Source organism: Streptomyces sp. BV286, from assembly GCF_019090165.1.
Taxonomy (GTDB): Bacteria; Actinomycetota; Actinomycetes; order Streptomycetales; family Streptomycetaceae; genus Streptomyces.
On sequence record NZ_JAHRIB010000143.1, the window covers coordinates 76120 to 91029 of the forward strand.

General features: G+C 71.3%; 15 protein-coding genes. 9 read left to right on the forward strand and 6 right to left on the reverse strand.

Going from position 1 to position 14910, the window contains the following annotated elements; genetic code table 11:
* Positions 1 to 91: 91 nt before the first annotated feature.
* Positions 92 to 1012: a hypothetical protein gene (locus KUF83_RS22780; RefSeq protein ID WP_217456634.1), complete on the forward strand. Its 921-nt coding sequence runs from the start codon at positions 92 to 94 to the stop codon at positions 1010 to 1012.
* Between the two features lie 121 nt (positions 1013 to 1133).
* Here KUF83_RS22780 and KUF83_RS22785 read toward each other — a convergent pair whose 3' ends face one another.
* Positions 1134 to 2612 carry a hypothetical protein gene (locus tag KUF83_RS22785; protein ID WP_217456635.1) on the reverse strand — a complete coding sequence of 493 codons (1479 nt, stop codon included), beginning with the start codon at positions 2610 to 2612 and terminating at the stop codon, positions 1134 to 1136.
* A gap of 173 nt (positions 2613 to 2785) precedes the next feature.
* Positions 2786 to 3820, reverse strand: a complete 1035-nt coding sequence (locus tag KUF83_RS22790; RefSeq protein ID WP_217456636.1) for a S9 family peptidase — start codon at positions 3818 to 3820, stop codon at positions 2786 to 2788.
* Between the two features lie 416 nt (positions 3821 to 4236).
* Here KUF83_RS22790 and KUF83_RS22795 point away from each other — a divergent pair, with 416 nt between their 5' ends.
* The 4 genes from KUF83_RS22795 (at position 4237) to KUF83_RS22810 (ending at position 7934) form a co-directional block, all read left to right on the forward strand.
* Complete coding sequence (locus KUF83_RS22795; RefSeq protein ID WP_217456637.1) at positions 4237 to 5241, forward strand: winged helix-turn-helix domain-containing protein; 1005 nt, start codon at positions 4237 to 4239, stop codon at positions 5239 to 5241.
* Positions 5242 to 5358: 117 nt separating this feature from the next.
* The gene (locus KUF83_RS22800) at positions 5359 to 6174 is read left to right on the forward strand and encodes an SAM-dependent methyltransferase (RefSeq protein ID WP_217456638.1); all 816 of its coding nucleotides are present in this window, start codon (positions 5359 to 5361) and stop codon (positions 6172 to 6174) included.
* 161 nt (positions 6175 to 6335) lie between these two features.
* On the forward strand, positions 6336 to 6869 hold the full coding sequence (locus KUF83_RS22805; protein WP_217456639.1) for a GNAT family N-acetyltransferase: 534 nt from the start codon (positions 6336 to 6338) through the stop codon (positions 6867 to 6869).
* 414 nt (positions 6870 to 7283) lie between these two features.
* Positions 7284 to 7934 carry a DUF4360 domain-containing protein gene (locus KUF83_RS22810; RefSeq protein ID WP_217456640.1) on the forward strand — a complete coding sequence of 217 codons (651 nt, stop codon included), beginning with the start codon at positions 7284 to 7286 and terminating at the stop codon, positions 7932 to 7934.
* Positions 7935 to 8419: 485 nt separating this feature from the next.
* On the opposite strand, the gene KUF83_RS22815 is transcribed toward KUF83_RS22810, so the two are convergent.
* Positions 8420 to 8941 carry a bifunctional DNA primase/polymerase gene (locus tag KUF83_RS22815; RefSeq protein ID WP_217456641.1) on the reverse strand — a complete coding sequence of 174 codons (522 nt, stop codon included), beginning with the start codon at positions 8939 to 8941 and terminating at the stop codon, positions 8420 to 8422.
* Positions 8942 to 9134: 193 nt separating this feature from the next.
* On the opposite strand from KUF83_RS22815, the gene KUF83_RS22820 reads away from it, so the two are divergent.
* Positions 9135 to 9329 carry a hypothetical protein gene (locus KUF83_RS22820; protein ID WP_217456642.1) on the forward strand — a complete coding sequence of 65 codons (195 nt, stop codon included), beginning with the start codon at positions 9135 to 9137 and terminating at the stop codon, positions 9327 to 9329.
* A 57-nt stretch (positions 9330 to 9386) separates the two neighbouring features.
* Here KUF83_RS22820 and KUF83_RS43020 read toward each other — a convergent pair whose 3' ends face one another.
* Genes KUF83_RS43020 through KUF83_RS22835 form a run of 3 tightly spaced genes read right to left on the reverse strand, consistent with a single transcriptional unit; the run spans position 9387 to position 12015 of the window.
* Positions 9387 to 9782: a hypothetical protein gene (locus KUF83_RS43020; RefSeq protein ID WP_374106133.1), complete on the reverse strand. Its 396-nt coding sequence runs from the start codon at positions 9780 to 9782 to the stop codon at positions 9387 to 9389.
* Positions 9779 to 10456 carry a sigma-70 family RNA polymerase sigma factor gene (locus KUF83_RS22830; protein WP_217456643.1) on the reverse strand — a complete coding sequence of 226 codons (678 nt, stop codon included), beginning with the start codon at positions 10454 to 10456 and terminating at the stop codon, positions 9779 to 9781. The genes KUF83_RS43020 and KUF83_RS22830 overlap by 4 nt, the downstream gene beginning before the upstream one ends.
* Positions 10453 to 12015: a sodium:solute symporter gene (locus KUF83_RS22835; protein WP_217456644.1), complete on the reverse strand. Its 1563-nt coding sequence runs from the start codon at positions 12013 to 12015 to the stop codon at positions 10453 to 10455. The genes KUF83_RS22830 and KUF83_RS22835 overlap by 4 nt, the downstream gene beginning before the upstream one ends.
* Positions 12016 to 12183: 168 nt before the next feature.
* On the opposite strand from KUF83_RS22835, the gene KUF83_RS22840 reads away from it, so the two are divergent.
* The 3 genes from KUF83_RS22840 to KUF83_RS22850 all read left to right on the forward strand — a co-directional run bounded on the left by KUF83_RS22840 (position 12184) and on the right by KUF83_RS22850 (position 14898).
* Complete coding sequence (locus KUF83_RS22840; protein WP_217456645.1) at positions 12184 to 12405, forward strand: DUF3311 domain-containing protein; 222 nt, start codon at positions 12184 to 12186, stop codon at positions 12403 to 12405.
* Positions 12406 to 12535: 130 nt separating this feature from the next.
* Positions 12536 to 14713, forward strand: a complete 2178-nt coding sequence (locus KUF83_RS22845) for a carbon starvation CstA family protein (RefSeq protein WP_302828541.1) — start codon at positions 12536 to 12538, stop codon at positions 14711 to 14713.
* On the forward strand, positions 14710 to 14898 hold the full coding sequence (locus KUF83_RS22850; RefSeq protein ID WP_217456646.1) for a YbdD/YjiX family protein: 189 nt from the start codon (positions 14710 to 14712) through the stop codon (positions 14896 to 14898). Before KUF83_RS22845 ends, KUF83_RS22850 begins: the two co-directional genes overlap by 4 nt.
* Positions 14899 to 14910 lie beyond the last annotated feature (12 nt).

Consider the following 14910-nt stretch of genomic DNA (forward strand, 5'->3'; position numbering starts at 1 on the left):
ACCCGGTCGCGCACGCCTTCGTTGCGTCCGCCCGCGTCGGTCACCCGCGCTCAGCCACCTCCCACACCTTTCGATCCCGCAGAGGCTCACTTTGTCGCGTTCGCAACACTCCAGAACTCCGGCTGCCCTCGCCGCCACCGCATTCCTCGCCGTCGCCGCCGCACCCGTGTGGGGAGCCGGTGTCGCGAGCGCCACGCCCGGCGGGGCGTGCCAGTCCGCCACGGTCCAGTACCGCATCGTCGGCGCCGACGGAGGTGTCGTGGGCGCGGACTGGACCTCGCAGGGCGGATTCCGTGCCTGGGACACCGTCCCCGGCACCGTCCAGGTCCGGCTGGCTCCCGGCCAGAAGGTCGGGGACGGCTGCAAGTACCCCGTCTCCCTTGCCGAGTACACCACCGAGGGTCCGAACTGGGCCACGTCCGGTCGTCAGGTCATGGTGGACAAGGCCACCGTCTACCTCACCGCCGCGGACGTGGCCGGCGACGACGCGAAGCAGACCTGGCAGAAGCTGACCGTGAAGTCCCCCGACTGCTACGGCCAGATCGACCTGTACGGCGACGACATCGCCTACGACGGCAAGACGGGTGAGGGTCACGGACCCGCTCCCTACCAGCCGGGCGGCGTCGTCACGCCCTACCACCTCATAGCCGCGTGGAACGGAGGCGAGAAGCCGTGCGCCCCCGGCCCGTCGGAGCCGTCCACCCCGACGCCCACCCCGTCGGAGCCGACGCCGACCGGCCCCGCGGGCAGCACGCCGCCCGCCGAGGAGTCGACTCCACCCGCCACACCCACCACGCCCAAGCCGTCCACGACGCCTCCCACGACACCGGACGTGCCGCCGCTGTCGTCGAAGCCGCCCACCACGCCCGAGCCGTCGCCCAGTGACAGCACGCCGCCGCTGGCGGAGACGGGTTCCAGCGCGCCGGTCGGCCTGATCGCCGGCGGGGCAGCCCTGGTGGTCGCCCTCGGTGCCGGGGCCGTGTACGCGGCGAACCGCTCGCGTCGCACGTGACACCTGTGACGGACCTGCGGGGCGGCACCTCCGTGCTGTAGGCCCGCACCCGCGACTCCGCCTCCCGGTGGCACGATCCACGCCACCGGGAGGCGGAGCCGTCACCGGAGAACGGCGGCACTCAGGGAGCGATGCCCACACCGTCGATGCGGCTCCAGGACCGCTCCTGGGACGCGGTCATGGCCGGCCAACGCAGCCCACCGGGGCGGGCGTTGACCCGGGACGCGTACGAACCGGGACGGAACTCCGGGGCGTAGAAACAGCCCGTGCCGTACTCGGAGTCGAAGGCGGCGCAGGAGGCCGCGGTCGACGCCGGAGTCGGCTTCCTGCCGGTGCGCACCCAAGTGGCCAGCGTGGCGATCGAGTTGGCGTACTCGGCGGTGCTCAGCCCGCTGTGTTCGCGCTCCCGGGTGAAGGTCTGCACGAGGTTCCTCTCCCGGTGCGCGCCCCGGAGACTGTCCCGATAGGCCGCCTCGTGCTCGACGAACGCCGTGGGGTCGTCGACGGCGTGGAGCGTGAGCACGGGAATCGCGACCCGGCCCGTGATGTCACTGTCGTAGGAGAGGTCGCGTACGGCCGTGGCGTCGGCGGCGAACCGCTCCACGCCCGCGTTGAGCGCCTTGTCGTCGTGGGATCCGGAGTACCGCACACCCTCGTTGCTGAACGGATTGCGCCCGCCGAGCCGGTTGTGCACGATGTCGCGGAAGGTGAACGTCGCGAACCGCAGGTGCGACTCCAGGGTGCGCTCGGGCAGGTTCGTGACGGCCAGGATGTCGTCCAGATTCCGCTGCTGCACGGCTGTCCGCTCCAGCGCCGGGGACTCGAAGCCCGTGCACTCCTGCAGACGGGCGCGCAGCCCGGCGGACGTCATGGTCGACCCCGCCCGCAGTCCCTCCCACAGCGGGTATTGGGGCTCGGTGGGGCGCGGGTGGTTCCCGCAGTAGTACTGGTAGACCACGCGCAGGTCCACGCGGTAGTCGTATCCGCGCGAACCACCTCCGAGGACACCGTTGGTGAGCAGGGCTCCGTCGTACGGACCGTGCCGGCGGGCGCCGTACGTCTCCACGACCTTCGCCGCGACGTTGCCGCCCCAGGACTGGCCGTGCACGTACGTGCGCTTCGGCGTTCCGAACTCCTCGACGAACAGACGGCGCAGGTTCTCCGTGTCGGCCGCGGCCATCCGCGTCCCGTAACCGCCGCGACGGTACGACGAGCCGGCCCAGGCGTAGCCCTCGTCCACCATCACCGCCCAGCGCTCCAGGTCACCGGTACTGCGGTCCGGGTCGGACTCCGCGCCGAGGTCGGGGCCTCCGTGCGCGTGCACCACGAGTGATCTGTTCCAGTCCTTCGGTACGGCGATCGCGTAGTGGGCGCCGTTGGAGTCCTGTCCGGTGTAGCAAGTGGCCTTGCCCGTCAGGTTCGTCGGGCACTCGGCGGGTGTCGGATCTCCTGTGGCCGGGGAGGCGGACACAGGTCCGGCGAGCGTGCCGGCCAGGACTGCCGCGATGCTCGCGGCCACTGCCGCGCGGCGGCGCCCGAGTGACCGGAGGGCACGGGTTCCTTCGCGGATGCCCCTGGTGCTCGGCCTCGTCCAGTCCATGGGTGTCTCCCTGTCCTCGTCGGCGCACCGTTGCGCGGCGGGCCGATGTTAAGGACGCCCGGGACGAATTCCCACGGCTTGATCATTTGCGTTCATTGTGTTCGCGCGGGCGAAGGCGGGCCGGGAGATCTCAGTGGGGGCATCGGCCGGGCCGTCGTGGATCGGTGCGGGGCTCAGCGCAGATGCTTCTCGAAGAAGGCCGTCGTCCTGTCCATCGAGGCCGGCCACCGCGGGCCGAACGTGTGCCCCTCGCCGCTCCACTTCACCAGCTCGACGTCCTTGCCGGCCGCCTCGAACGCGGCCGCGGTCCGCTCCGACCAGGCCAGGGGGCAGGTCTCGTCGGCGGTGCCGTGGTGGATCAGCAGCGGCTCGCTCGCGCGGTCCACGTAGGTGACGGCGGCGGCTTCCCGCCAGAACTTCGGGTTCTCTTCGGGGGAGCCGTGCGTGGCGTCGATCCTCGAGGCGATCGGGTCGCCCTCACCGCGCTGGAAGTGGTCGATGTTCTCGTCCGGCCGTGAGCTCACCGGAGCGAAGACCACCGCGGCGTCGACCAGGCCGGGTGCCACGACCAGGGTGTTGTACACGACGCTGCCGCCCATCGACCGACCCAGCAGGCCGATCCGGTCACCGTCGATCTCAGGGCGCCCCGACCCGCGCAGTGCGAGGACGGCGCCGATGGTGTCCTCGGTGTAGCCGAGGCGAAGGTTCACGTCGTTGTCGGGATCCTTGTCGGAGCCCGCGTGGTTGCGGTAGTCGGTGTGCAGGACCACATAACCGTCGCGGGCCAGCAGATCCTGTTCGCGTGCCAGCCCACGGCCCGTGGTGTAGACGGCCGGATCGATGTAGCCGTGCGCCAGCACCAGGGCGGGGAAAGGGCCCTTGCCCTCGGGAACGTTCATGATCCCCGAGATGGTGAGCCCGTTGGCCTCGTACGTCACGGCGTACCGGGTGTACGCGTTCGTTCGGGCGAGCACGTCACCGAGCTTGAGGTCCGAGCCGCGATGGTCGCGCTCGATGAGGCCCGGGATCGACACCGGGTTCGCCGGCGCCGGCGCGGAGGTGGAAGGCGGAGGGGTGCTGGGCGTACCGCTCGCGCTGCGGGACGGGGCGGTCGGATCCGCGCGCTCGGCGTCACCGCCCCCGGTGCAGCCGATCGCGGCCACCAGCACCAGTCCGGCGGCGGCACAGGCCGTGCTCCGCAACCGCATGGGTCCAGTATCCCCCGGTTCGGCGGCCCTGGCGGGAGTCCGGAACGAACGGAATGGGCCGGACCCGAAGCGGACAGGCGGTGGCCGTCGCGCTTTCCTTACCTGTCGGGCATTTCGCTCAGGTGAGGCGTTTACCGAATGTGGCAGGCATTTCTCTGCTTTCGCTCCGGTATGTGGATTCCGGTGTGCCGCAGGAACCATGTCTGTTCCCGCACCGTCTTTCGGCCTGAACCGAAACGCCGAGGTGCGAGGGCGGCGGTGCCGTCGGGGTCTCCGGTTCACGGCGCGATCGTGCGATCCTGTGCGAAGGGCCATATGACTCGGGGGGCTTGTCTGTGCTCTACATTCATTTCTCTGCGGCGGATCTGAGCCGTGTTCGCATTGCCACGGAGCCGGATCCGGCGTGGGAAATCCTTTTGAGCCTGCACGCACTCGGGGGCTCGGCGGATCACGTGGTCTTCGGCCCGTGGAGGTCCGAGGCACTGACCGGCCTTGATGCCTCGACGCGCATGCTGCTCGAACTGGCGCCACCGCGGGGGTATTCGCCCGACTTCCTCACTCCGGCCGGTGTCACCGGCGTGGACTCCATCGTCGACGCCGTGCTGAGCACGGGCCGTGGGCGACTGCGCGCCGACCTCGCGCAGCTCGCCGCCCGGCACCGGACGCCTTCCTGGACGCGCCTGATGGCGGAGGGTGACCTGGAGACGATGCGGCGGCTCGGCGTCGCGCTGAACCGCTACCACGCGCGCGTGCTCGCCCGCCGGTGGGACCGCATCCGCGCGATCACCGAGGCCGAACGCACCCTGCGGGTCCGCGACTTCCTGCACGGCGGCGTCGAGCGGTTGCTCGGCAGCGTCCACCCGCTGGTCCGCTGGGAGCCTCCGGTGCTGGAGGTGGACTATCCGATTCACCAGGAGCTCCATCTCAGGGGCAGGGGGCTGCTGTTGATCCCCTCGTACTTCTGTTGGCGTCGGCCGATCACGTTGCTCGACGACGAGTTGACGCCGGTCCTGGTGTATCCGGCCAATCGCGGCCTGCACCTGCTCACCCGGCCCGCACGGCCGGGGCGGTCGGCGATGGCCCGGCTGCTGGGGCGCACGCGTGCCGCCGTCCTGGAGGAGATCGCCCTGACCGGGGGCACGACAGGGGGAGGCATCGCGCGAAGACTCGGCATGTCGGCGGCTTCGGCGAGCGAGCACGCGACCGTTCTGCGGACCACCGGCCTGATAGACACGCACCGCGTCGCCAACACCGTGCGGCACACCCTGACCCCCCTCGGCCGGGCGCTGCTGGAGGGACACCAGACGACCGAAGATCTGCCCTCCCCGGTGGAGCCGCACTACCCGGCCGCGTCGGGCGAGGGGGGCGGCCCCGGCAGCCTGAGCACGGAGGACGGAAGCGTCATGGAACCGGTGCACTGAGCGCCGGGAACCGCCCGCGCCGTGCCTGGATCTCGCCGTTGTCCCGACGGGTGTTGCCTGTCGCGGCACTAGGTTGTGTGCCACGGCCAACGACGGTTCCCCTCAAGGAGGTTGCCGGTGACGCAGGACTCGTCCGCCCCCAGCAAGGCGGCGTTCGCGAAGATCGACTCGACGGTGCCGCATTCGGCCCGGATCTGGAACTACTGGCTCGGCGGCAAGGACAACTACCCCGTCGACCACGAGGCGGGCGACGCGTTCCGCGAGGTCTTCTCAGGCATCACCGATCTCGCCCGTGACTCGCGGGCCTTCCTCGGGCGCGCCGTACGCCACCTGGCCGGCGAGGCCGGGATCCGGCAGTTCCTCGACATCGGCACCGGCCTGCCGACGGTCGACAACACGCATGAGATCGCCCAGGGGGTGGCACCCGAGGCGCGCATCGTCTACGTGGACAACGACCCCCTGGTGCTGGCCCATGCCCGGGTGCTGCTGACCAGCACCCCCGAGGGGGCGACGGCCTACGTCGACGCGGATCTGCACGATCCCGGCACCGTGCTGCGCGAGGCGTCGCGGACGCTGGACCTCACGCGGCCGGTCGCACTCACCCTGATGCAGGTCAGCGGACACATAGCCGACTACGACGAAGCGCGACGCATCGTGGACGCGCTGATGGCGGCATTCCCTTCCGGCAGCTACCTGGCGTTCAACGACAGCGTGGACACCAACAAGGCCAACGTCGAGGCGACCCGTCTCTACAACGAGAGCGGCGCGGCGCCGTACCACCTGCGGAGCCCGCAGCAACTGGCCGGGTTCTTCGACGGTCTGGAGCTGCTGGATCCGGGTGTCGTCCCCCTCACCGACTGGCGGCCCGACCCCGCCACCGCCGGTGCCGTCGGCGAAGTGATCGCCCTCGGCGGTGTCGCGCGCAAACCGTGAACGGGCGGCGACCGTGACCTGGTGAACCAGTGCAGGGCCGCACGGCGCTCAGCTGCCACGCACCGGGTGGGACACCGGGCAGGGCGGGGTCGCGGACGACGGACGCGCGCCCCGGCTCCGTCGATTTCGCACTCACGCCCGCGTATCGACAGGATGGGGTCATGACCGACATCCGTACCCCCCGCCTGCTGCTGCGTCGCTGGCACGACGACGACCTCCTTCCCCTCTCCGAGATCCAGTCCGATCCGGTGGTGATGCAGTGGATCGGTGACGGCCGCCCGCGTTCCCTGGACGAGACCGCGCAGGACATCGAGGAGTGGGAGGAGGAGTGGGACGAGGAGGGTTTCGGGCTCTTCGCCGTCGAGCTCCTGGGTTCCGGAGAGCTGGCCGGAGCGGTCGGTCTGTACGTCGCGGACTCTCCCGCCGAGATCGTGGACCGGATCGCGATCAGCTGGCGGCTCGCTCGGGTCCTGTGGGGGCAGGGGTACGCGTCGGAGGCCGCTCACGCCGCGCTCGAATTCGCTCTCCAGGACCGGGGTATCGACCGGGTCGTCGCCGCGTCCAGGCCGGGTGACAGCGCCTCCGCCAACGTGCTGGACAAGCTCGGCATGCAGGCGGAGGGCACGGTGCAGGACCCGGTGCACGGGCACGACCTGAGGCTGTACGCCATCGACCTGACGGAGTTCCAGGGCTGACGCCCGCACCGGCGGCCGCGTGGAGACGGGCGAGTGGAACCCCTGCCGGGGGAGCGCCCGGGACGCCGGGCCCAGGTCGACACGCGCGTTGAGCTGGGCCGACAGGCCGGGGTGCGGGTGGCGCGGCGAAGGGTGCCGGGGCGTGGGCCGGAAGTGGCCGACGGAATGGCTGGAGTTCGACCTGGCCGGTCCCGTTCAGGCTACGTACGATGCGATCGCTCCCGGCCTTCACAGCTCCTTCACAGGGCCGGGTCGTCGTGCGCAAATAGTTGACATGTGCATGACTTTCGTTCGCTGTCTGATCCAACGCACCTGGTCCGCGACGGCCCTTCGTGTACGCGAAGAGCCGCACCCCCCTCTCCACGGCGGGTCACGTCCCCGCCCGGAACACCGACGCAACGGATTGGAACACCCATGGCTGGTGGGCTGCTTCTGAGTGGCGCGATCGCCGCTCTGTTCGCCACGGCACTCCCCGCGCACGACCCGTCGACCGGGATCGTCGACCCGCCCCCGGACAAGATCGTCATCAAGGTCGCCACGGTGAACGGCTCCGGCTGCCCCCAGGGCACCGCCGCCGTCGCCGTGTCCCCGGACAACACGGCCTTCACGGTGACCTACAGCGACTACCTCGCCCAGGTCGGAGGCAACTCGGATCCCACCGCGTTCCGCAAGAACTGCCAGCTCAACCTGATCGTCGCCGTGCCGGGGGGCTTCACGTACGCCATCGCCCGCGCGGACTACCGGGGCTTCGCCTCGCTCCAGCGGGGTGCGACCGCCACGGAGAAGGCCTCGTACTACTTCCAGGGATCGTCGAACACGGCCTCCATCACGCACCCCTTCAGGGGCCCCTACGACGACAACTGGCAGGCCACGGACACGACGGAGTGGGCCCAACTGGTCTGGGCACCCTGTGGTGTCCAGCGGAACTTCAACATCAACACCGAACTGCGCGTCAACGCGGGCACGTCGACTCCCGGCAGCACCAGCTTCATGACCATGGACTCGACCGACGGTGACATCAGCACGATCTACCATCTGGCCTGGAAGGAGTGCCCCGCTTCCTGACCCGTGTCCGGTCCGTCCCCCTGGCCGGCTCCTCCGCACCGGGAGCCGGCCAGGGGAGGCGCCCGCGACGGCGGTCCCGCCGTGTTCCGGCGGCGGGACACATCGTTTCGTCCGATGAGCACACGGCCCCGAACGAGGGGCGTGTGCTCGCTCGTTCCGGTGCCCTGTCGGACGAGGGCGTACCACCGGCGCACGAGCCCCGTTGCACGGACATGGACAGCACATTCGCCACAACGGGACCCTTCCTGGGTCGCGCGGGCCGCTCTCAGCCGTCCGTGGAACTCGCAGGCACCTCATGGACGGATCCACCGATCTATGCCGCGCTGGTCGCCGACTGGCGCGCGCGTGGACGCGTGGTGCCCGGGCGGCCGGAGGTGCAGTGGCCGGCGCGCTCCGCCCTGCGCCCGGCGCAGCAGGGAAGGCGACGAAGGAGCGGGCCGGTGCCGGGTGGATCCCAGGGATCGTGACCGGTCGGTGACGGGATGTCAGCCGGGGTGTCCGGGGCGCGAGCCGGAGCGCGTCGCACGGCCGCCGGAACGCGCGGGCTCGCCGTTCACCAGGTCGGCGAGCATTCCGACGGCCTGGTGGAGCGCCACTTCGAGGGCCGTCGGCAGATGCAGGGTGCCGTGGCCGTCCGGCGGGATCAGCCAGCGCAGGGTTCCACTCGTCCGGCGGGGCGAGGGCGCGGCGATCCAGGCCCCCTTCCCCGAGTAGTGGATGTCCTGCCCCACCCAGTAGCTCTCCGGGTCCGGGGGAAGGAAGAAACCCACGCGGTGGGCGCCGAAGTCGGCGAGCGTGGGACCGGGCATCGGCAGCGGGAGGCGCAGAAGGGCGTCGAGGGCGAGAAGGCCGATCTCCTCCGGCACGCTCAGGACGTCCCAGAACCGCCCGGCCGGCAGCAGGACGGCGCCGCTCGGCCCGTGCTCCCACTCGCGCTTGCAGGCCCGGGGGTCCACCGCGGCGGCTGCGAGCCACTCCACGGCCTGGTGCTGGGAAGCGCTTCTCATGTCACTCCTCTTCGACCGGTGTCCGGTGCGAGCGGACAGTGCTTCCCCCCTGTGCGGGCGCGGCCCGGGCCTGAGCGAAGTTCCCGAGGCGATGCCCAGAGTCATATTCGTAGATATATCTATCCCATGGAAGGGGTGGCGCGCCGTGGCGTTTGTCCGTAGAACACCCGGACTTGGGACGGCTGTGCGATCCGTGCGCGGGGGAGGAGACATCGCCGCGAGCGCCGCGGTCGCGGCACGGGCCCTGCTCGTCCGTGTCTGCCGCCGCGCGACGCGTCGGCGCCCGCGACTCCTGTGCCGGGACCCGCTGGCGCCCCTGGTGAAGACCGCACGGAGCCTCAACTACGGCGGCGGCGAGTTCCCCGGCCCGGACGACCGCGACAGGTGAGGGGCCGTCATACGCGCACACCCGCACACCGTTGTGCACTCGCCCCGGAGCGGGCGCTCACCCCGAGGTGTCCACCGGGAGGCCGTGAGCGGACGCATGCCCGGTGCCCGAGAAGATCACCCCGGGATCGGAGGGGGCCTGGTTGAGGACCCACAGCCCGATCAGCGTGGCGAGGGTGAAGACGACCGCGACCAGGATCGCGAGGACGAGCCGTCGGCGGCGCTCTCGGCGCACCCAGTCGCCACGGGCGGTGCGGTAGGCGTCGGGGGCGGCACGCACCCCGCCGGCCAGCAGCTCCAGGGCCGCGCGCAACTCCTGTTCCGTCCGGTCCCGGTCCGCGCGCGGCTGTTGCCCGGCCTCGGTCTCCGCGGGCGTCCGGTCCGTCGCGTGCAGGCGCGACGGCTCCTCCTCCGTGGGCTGGTTCCCGGTCCGGTCCGGGGAGGTGTCGTTCATCGCCGGGCCTCCATCGCCTGGGTCAGGGCGGCGATGCCGCGCGCGGTGTGGGTCTTGACCGATCCGCCGGAGATTCCCATCGCGGCGGCTATCTCGCTCTCCTTCAGACCGAGCCAGTGGCGCAGGACGAGTGCTTCGCGCTGCCGTGCGGGCAGTTGCTGCAGCGCGTCGATCAGCACCCGCTGGTCGTCATGGAGCAGAGCGGTGCTCTCGGCGGAGGCCACGACGTCGGTCGGCGGCTTCTCGACATGCTTGCGGGCCACCTGGAGGTGACGTATCCGCATCCGGGTCAGATTGCACACCGTGGAGCGCAGGTACGCCTCCGCGGCCCCGGCGTCCCGCAGCCGGCGCCACTTCCGGTAGATCTGGTAGTACGCCTCCGCGACCACGTTCTCCGGGTCGTCCGCGCCGAGCAGCACGGCCAGCCGCAGCATCGAGGAGTAGTGCACCTCGAAGAGCTGCGCCAGGGCGGCCTCCCGTTCGGCGTCGACCGGATCACCGGCCGCAGGGGAGAGCGCCGCCCCCTCCGGCGCCCCGGTCCCGGTCTGTCCTTCGAGGGTGACGGGGTCCGCCACCGCCGGCCGGACCGTCCCCGGCCGCGGAACGCGCGCCTCGGGGACGGCGGGCGAGGCGGCCTGCGTCATCGTCGCGCGGCTGTGCTGTCTGCGTCTCACGGCTGGGTAGCTCCCGTCTCGGGCCGGCGTCTGACGGTCAGGCGTGGCGGCAGTCCGGTGGCGTCGGCCCCGCGCGGCACGCGGAGCCGCTCCAGGACCGGGGTGGCGACCAGCGCCACGGCGAGATTGAGCACCAGGGCGACGATGCCGGCGTAGATCTCCAGAGGCCGGCCGCCCGAACCCAGGTTCACGATGGACGAGAAGCCTCCGCGCACCACCAGGAACGTGCCGGCCGCCATCCCCACGGCCCAGCCGGCCAGCAGCGCCCGCGGATGCAGCCGGCTCGTGAACAGCCCCACGGCGACGGCGGGAAAGATCTGCAGGATCCACACCCCGCCGAGCAGCTGGAGGTTGATCGCGTCCTGGTCACGCAGCCCGAACACGAACGCGACGGCCCCCACCTTCGCGGTCAGCGACACCGCCTTGGCGATGCGCACCTGCCGCTTGGGCGTGGCGGTCGGCTGCACGTACTCCACGTACACGTTGCGTACGAAGCAGGTGGCGGCCGCGATCGACATGACGGCGGCCGGGACCAGCGCTCCGACCGTGATGGCCCCGAACACCAGCCCGGCCAGCGGTCCCGGCATCAACCGGTCCACCAGCATCGGTACGGCCGCCTCGGCGCCCCCGGCCGGGGCCCGCACCCCCGCGGCGAGGGCCGCGACACCGAGGAACCCGAACAGGGCGAGCAGGCCCGTCCAGGCGGGCAGCGCCACGGAGACCTTCCGCAGGGTGCGCGGGCCGTCGGCGGCGAACCCGGCCGTGAGCACGTGCGGGTACATGAGCAGGGCGAGCGCGGATCCCAGGGCGAGCGTGGCGTACGCGGGCTGCTGCTCGGGGGACAGGAGCAGCGCCGAGTCGGCGACCGAGGTCCCGCCGAGCCGGTGCGCCGAGCCGCGGAAGACCGCGCCCGGTCCGCCGAGCCGCGCGAGGACCAGCCAGCACACCGCGGTGAGCGAGACGAAGACGGCCACCGCCTTGAGCGCGGAGATGACCGTGGGCGCGCGCAGCCCGTGCCGGTACGTCGCCACCGCGAGACCCGCGAAGAGGGCCACCATGACCAGGTCGCCGCTCGCTCCCCGCGGGTAGACACCCCCGGCGGTGAGCACCGCGCGGATACCCAGCAGCTGAAGAGCCAGATACGGCATCGTCGCGAGGATCCCGGTGAGCGCGACGACCAGGGCGAGCGGCGGCGAACCGTAGCGTCCGCGGACGAAGTCGCCCGCGGTCACGTAGCCGTGCCGGCGAGCCACCGACCACAGCCGTGTCAGCAGGACGAAGGCGAGCGGGCACACGATCACCGTGTAGGGGACCGCGAAGAAGGCGGGCGCGCCGTTCCCGTAGGCCAGCCCGGGGACGGCCGTGAAGGTGTAGGCGGTGAAGATCGTGCCGCCCAGCAGCAGCCAGGTCCACACCGGGCCCAGGCTCCGGTCGGCCAGCGCCCAGCCCTCCAGGGACGGCAGCCGGTCGGTGGGGCGCAGACGGCGCGCGGTCACGGCGAGGAGCGACGCTCCGCCCGTCACGGCGAGAAACGTCGCCGTCATGGCGCCATCCGCCATGGCTCACCGCCCTTGGTGTTCCTGTGCCTTCCCCTGTTGGTTGCGCACGCGGCCGGATCGGAGGACGCACGACCGGCGGGAAATCTTCTGGAAATTCGCTGTCAACCACTTCCGGCGGGTGGGCAACTCTTGCACAGACCGACAGTGAACGGGAGAGGAGCGCAGGTCATGGCACCCATGGGTCATCACCGGCTACGGCGCGTCGCGATCGCCGTGCTGCTCCTCGCGCCCGCCGCGGGACTGCTGTGGGTCCCCTGGTACGCCGGTGAGAGCCCACAGCTTGCCGGGACCCCGTTCTTCTACTGGTACCAGCTCGCCTGGGTGCCCGGGTGCGGCCTGTGTCTGCTGGGCGCGTACGCCCTGACCAGGCGCGGCCGTCACGACCCCTGACCCGTGCACCTGCCGGGTCCCTGACCCGCACACCGTCCGTCCGTAGGCCCGAACCGGCCGTGTCGCGTCCCCGACGCCCACGGGTCCGCAGTCGCACCACCCCACGTCACCGTCGAGGTGAGGAGCCGTCATGCCCACGTCCGTCATGCCCGAATCCGGTTCTCCGGCGCCAGGAGGGCGCCAGGACCCGCCCGCCGCACGCTCCCGTACGACACCGAGGACGATGCTGCTGTGGACCGCGGTGGCCCTGGTCGGCGCGATCGGCTGGGGTGTCCTCGCGCTGGCCCGGGGCGAGGAGATCTCCGCGGTCTGGCTGGTGGTCGCCGCGCTCGGCTCGTACGCCATCGCCTACCGCTTCTACTCCCGCTTCGTCGTGCGGCGCGTCCTGAAGCCCGACGACCGGCGGGCCACCCCCGCCGAGCGCCTGGAGGACGGCGTCGACTTCCAGCCGACCGACCGCCGGGTACTGCTCGGCCACCACTTCGCGGCGATCGCCGGCGCCGGACCGCTGGTGGGGCCGGTGCTCGCCGCCCAGATGGGATATCTGCCGGGCACCCTGTGGATCGTCGCCGGAGTGATCTTCGCCGGGGCCGTGCAGGACATGATCGTGCTGTTCCTGTCCATGCGCCGGGACGGGAAGTCGCTCGGGCAGATGGCCCGTGAGGAGATCGGCAGGGCGGGCGGGGCCGCGGCCCTGATCGCCGTCTTCGCGATCATGATCATCCTGCTCGGGGTGCTGGCCCTGGTCGTGGTCAACGCGCTCGCCCACTCGCCGTGGGGCACCTTCTCCGTCGCCATGACGGTTCCGATCGCCCTGTTCATGGGGTTCTGGCTGCACCGCATCCGGCCGGGCCGGGTCGTCGAGACCAGCCTCATCGGTGTGGCCCTGCTGCTGCTCGCCATCGTCGGCGGCAGCTGGGTCCAGGAGTCCTCGCTGGCCGACACCTTCACGCTCAGCCCGACGACGCTCGTGTTCTGCCTGGTCGGATACGGCTTCGTCGCCTCGGTGCTGCCCGTGTGGATGCTGCTCGCGCCCCGCGACTACCTGTCCACCTTCATGAAGATCGGCACCATCGCACTGCTCGCGGTCGGTGTCGTGGTGGCCGCGCCCGTGCTGCGCGCCGACGCGGTCAGCGACTTCGCCTCCTCCGGCGCCGGCCCGGTCTTCGCCGGATCGCTGTTCCCGTTCCTGTTCATCACCATCGCCTGCGGGGCGCTCTCCGGATTCCACGCCCTGGTCGCCTCGGGCACCACCCCGAAGCTGATCGAGAAGGAGTCCCAGGTCCGCATGATCGGCTATGGCGCCATGCTCATGGAGTCGTTCGTCGCGATCATGGCGCTCATCGCCGCGGCCACCCTCGAACCCGGCCTGTACTACGCGATGAACGCGCCCGCCGGACTCCTCGGCACGACCGCCGAGTCCGCCTCGCAGGCGGTGGCGAGCCTCGGCTTCACCATCACCCCGGACCAGCTGACCCAGGCGGCCAAGGCGGTGGAGGAACAGACCCTGATCGCCCGCTCGGGCGGGGCACCGACCCTCGCCGTGGGCATGTCGGAGATCTTCTCCGGGGTCTTCGGCGGCACCGCCATGAAGGCCTTCTGGTACCACTTCGCGATCATGTTCGAAGCCCTGTTCATTCTGACCACGGTCGACGCGGGCACCCGCGTCGGACGGTTCATGCTCCAGGACATGCTCGGCAACGTCTGGAAGCCGATCGGCCGGGTCAACTGGAAGCCCGGTATCTGGCTGTGCAGTGCACTCGTCGTCGCGGCCTGGGGCTACTTCCTGCACAGCGGCGCCACCGACCCGCTCGGCGGGATCAACCAGCTGTTCCCCCTCTTCGGCATCGCCAACCAGCTGCTCGCCGCCATCGCCCTCACCGTCTGCACCACGGTCCTCGTCAAGTCGGGGCGGCTGCGCTGGGCGTGGGTCACCGGGGTCCCGCTGGCCTGGGTGGTCGCGATCACCTTCACGGCGGGCTGGCAGAAGATCTTCTCCGACGACCCCCGGGTCGGGTTCTTCGCCCAGCGCGCGCGGTACGCCGACGGCATCGACGCGGGTCAGGTCCTGCCGCCCGCCAAGACCCTCGACGACATGCACACCGTGGTCACCAACTCCACGGTCGACGGCGTCCTGATCGCCCTGTTCCTGCTCCTGGTCGCCGTGGTGATCGTCAACGCGGCCGTCGTGTGCCTGCGCGCGGTGCGGTCCCCGGTTCCGCTGCCGACCACCGAGGCGCCGTACGTGGAGTCCCGTATCGACGTGCCGGAGGAGTCGGCCGAGCCGATGGCGGGGGCCCGCACATGAGGCCGCGGCGGTGGGCGCGTGCCGTGCGCTGGTATCTGCGCGAGCTGACGGGAGAGGCGCAGTACGACCGCTACCGCGAGCGCCATCTGCACGACCATCCCCTGGCGCCGGTGCCGTCGCGACGCGCGTACGAGGCGCAGCGCACCCGGCACCGTGAGGAACATCCCCAGAGCCGCTGCTGCTGACGAGGACCGGGC

Bases quoted from the DNA above. Each gene is read 5' to 3' on its own strand.
- KUF83_RS22840 (WP_217456645.1), top strand. From the start codon at position 12,184: ATGGCACCCATGGGTCATCACCGGCTACGGCGCGTCGCGATCGCCGTG.
- KUF83_RS22810 (WP_217456640.1), top strand. From the start codon at position 7,284: ATGGCTGGTGGGCTGCTTCTGAGTGGCGCGATCGCCGCTCTGTTCGCC.
- KUF83_RS22850 (WP_217456646.1), top strand. From the start codon at position 14,710: ATGAGGCCGCGGCGGTGGGCGCGTGCCGTGCGCTGGTATCTGCGCGAG.
- KUF83_RS22790 (WP_217456636.1), bottom strand. From the start codon at position 3,820: ATGCGGTTGCGGAGCACGGCCTGTGCCGCCGCCGGACTGGTGCTGGTG.
- KUF83_RS43020 (WP_374106133.1), bottom strand. From the start codon at position 9,782: ATGAACGACACCTCCCCGGACCGGACCGGGAACCAGCCCACGGAGGAG.
- KUF83_RS22845 (WP_302828541.1), top strand. From the start codon at position 12,536: ATGCCCACGTCCGTCATGCCCGAATCCGGTTCTCCGGCGCCAGGAGGG.
- KUF83_RS22785 (WP_217456635.1), bottom strand. From the start codon at position 2,612: ATGGACTGGACGAGGCCGAGCACCAGGGGCATCCGCGAAGGAACCCGT.
- KUF83_RS22835 (WP_217456644.1), bottom strand. From the start codon at position 12,015: ATGGCGGATGGCGCCATGACGGCGACGTTTCTCGCCGTGACGGGCGGA.
- KUF83_RS22805 (WP_217456639.1), top strand. From the start codon at position 6,336: ATGACCGACATCCGTACCCCCCGCCTGCTGCTGCGTCGCTGGCACGAC.
- KUF83_RS22815 (WP_217456641.1), bottom strand. From the start codon at position 8,941: ATGAGAAGCGCTTCCCAGCACCAGGCCGTGGAGTGGCTCGCAGCCGCC.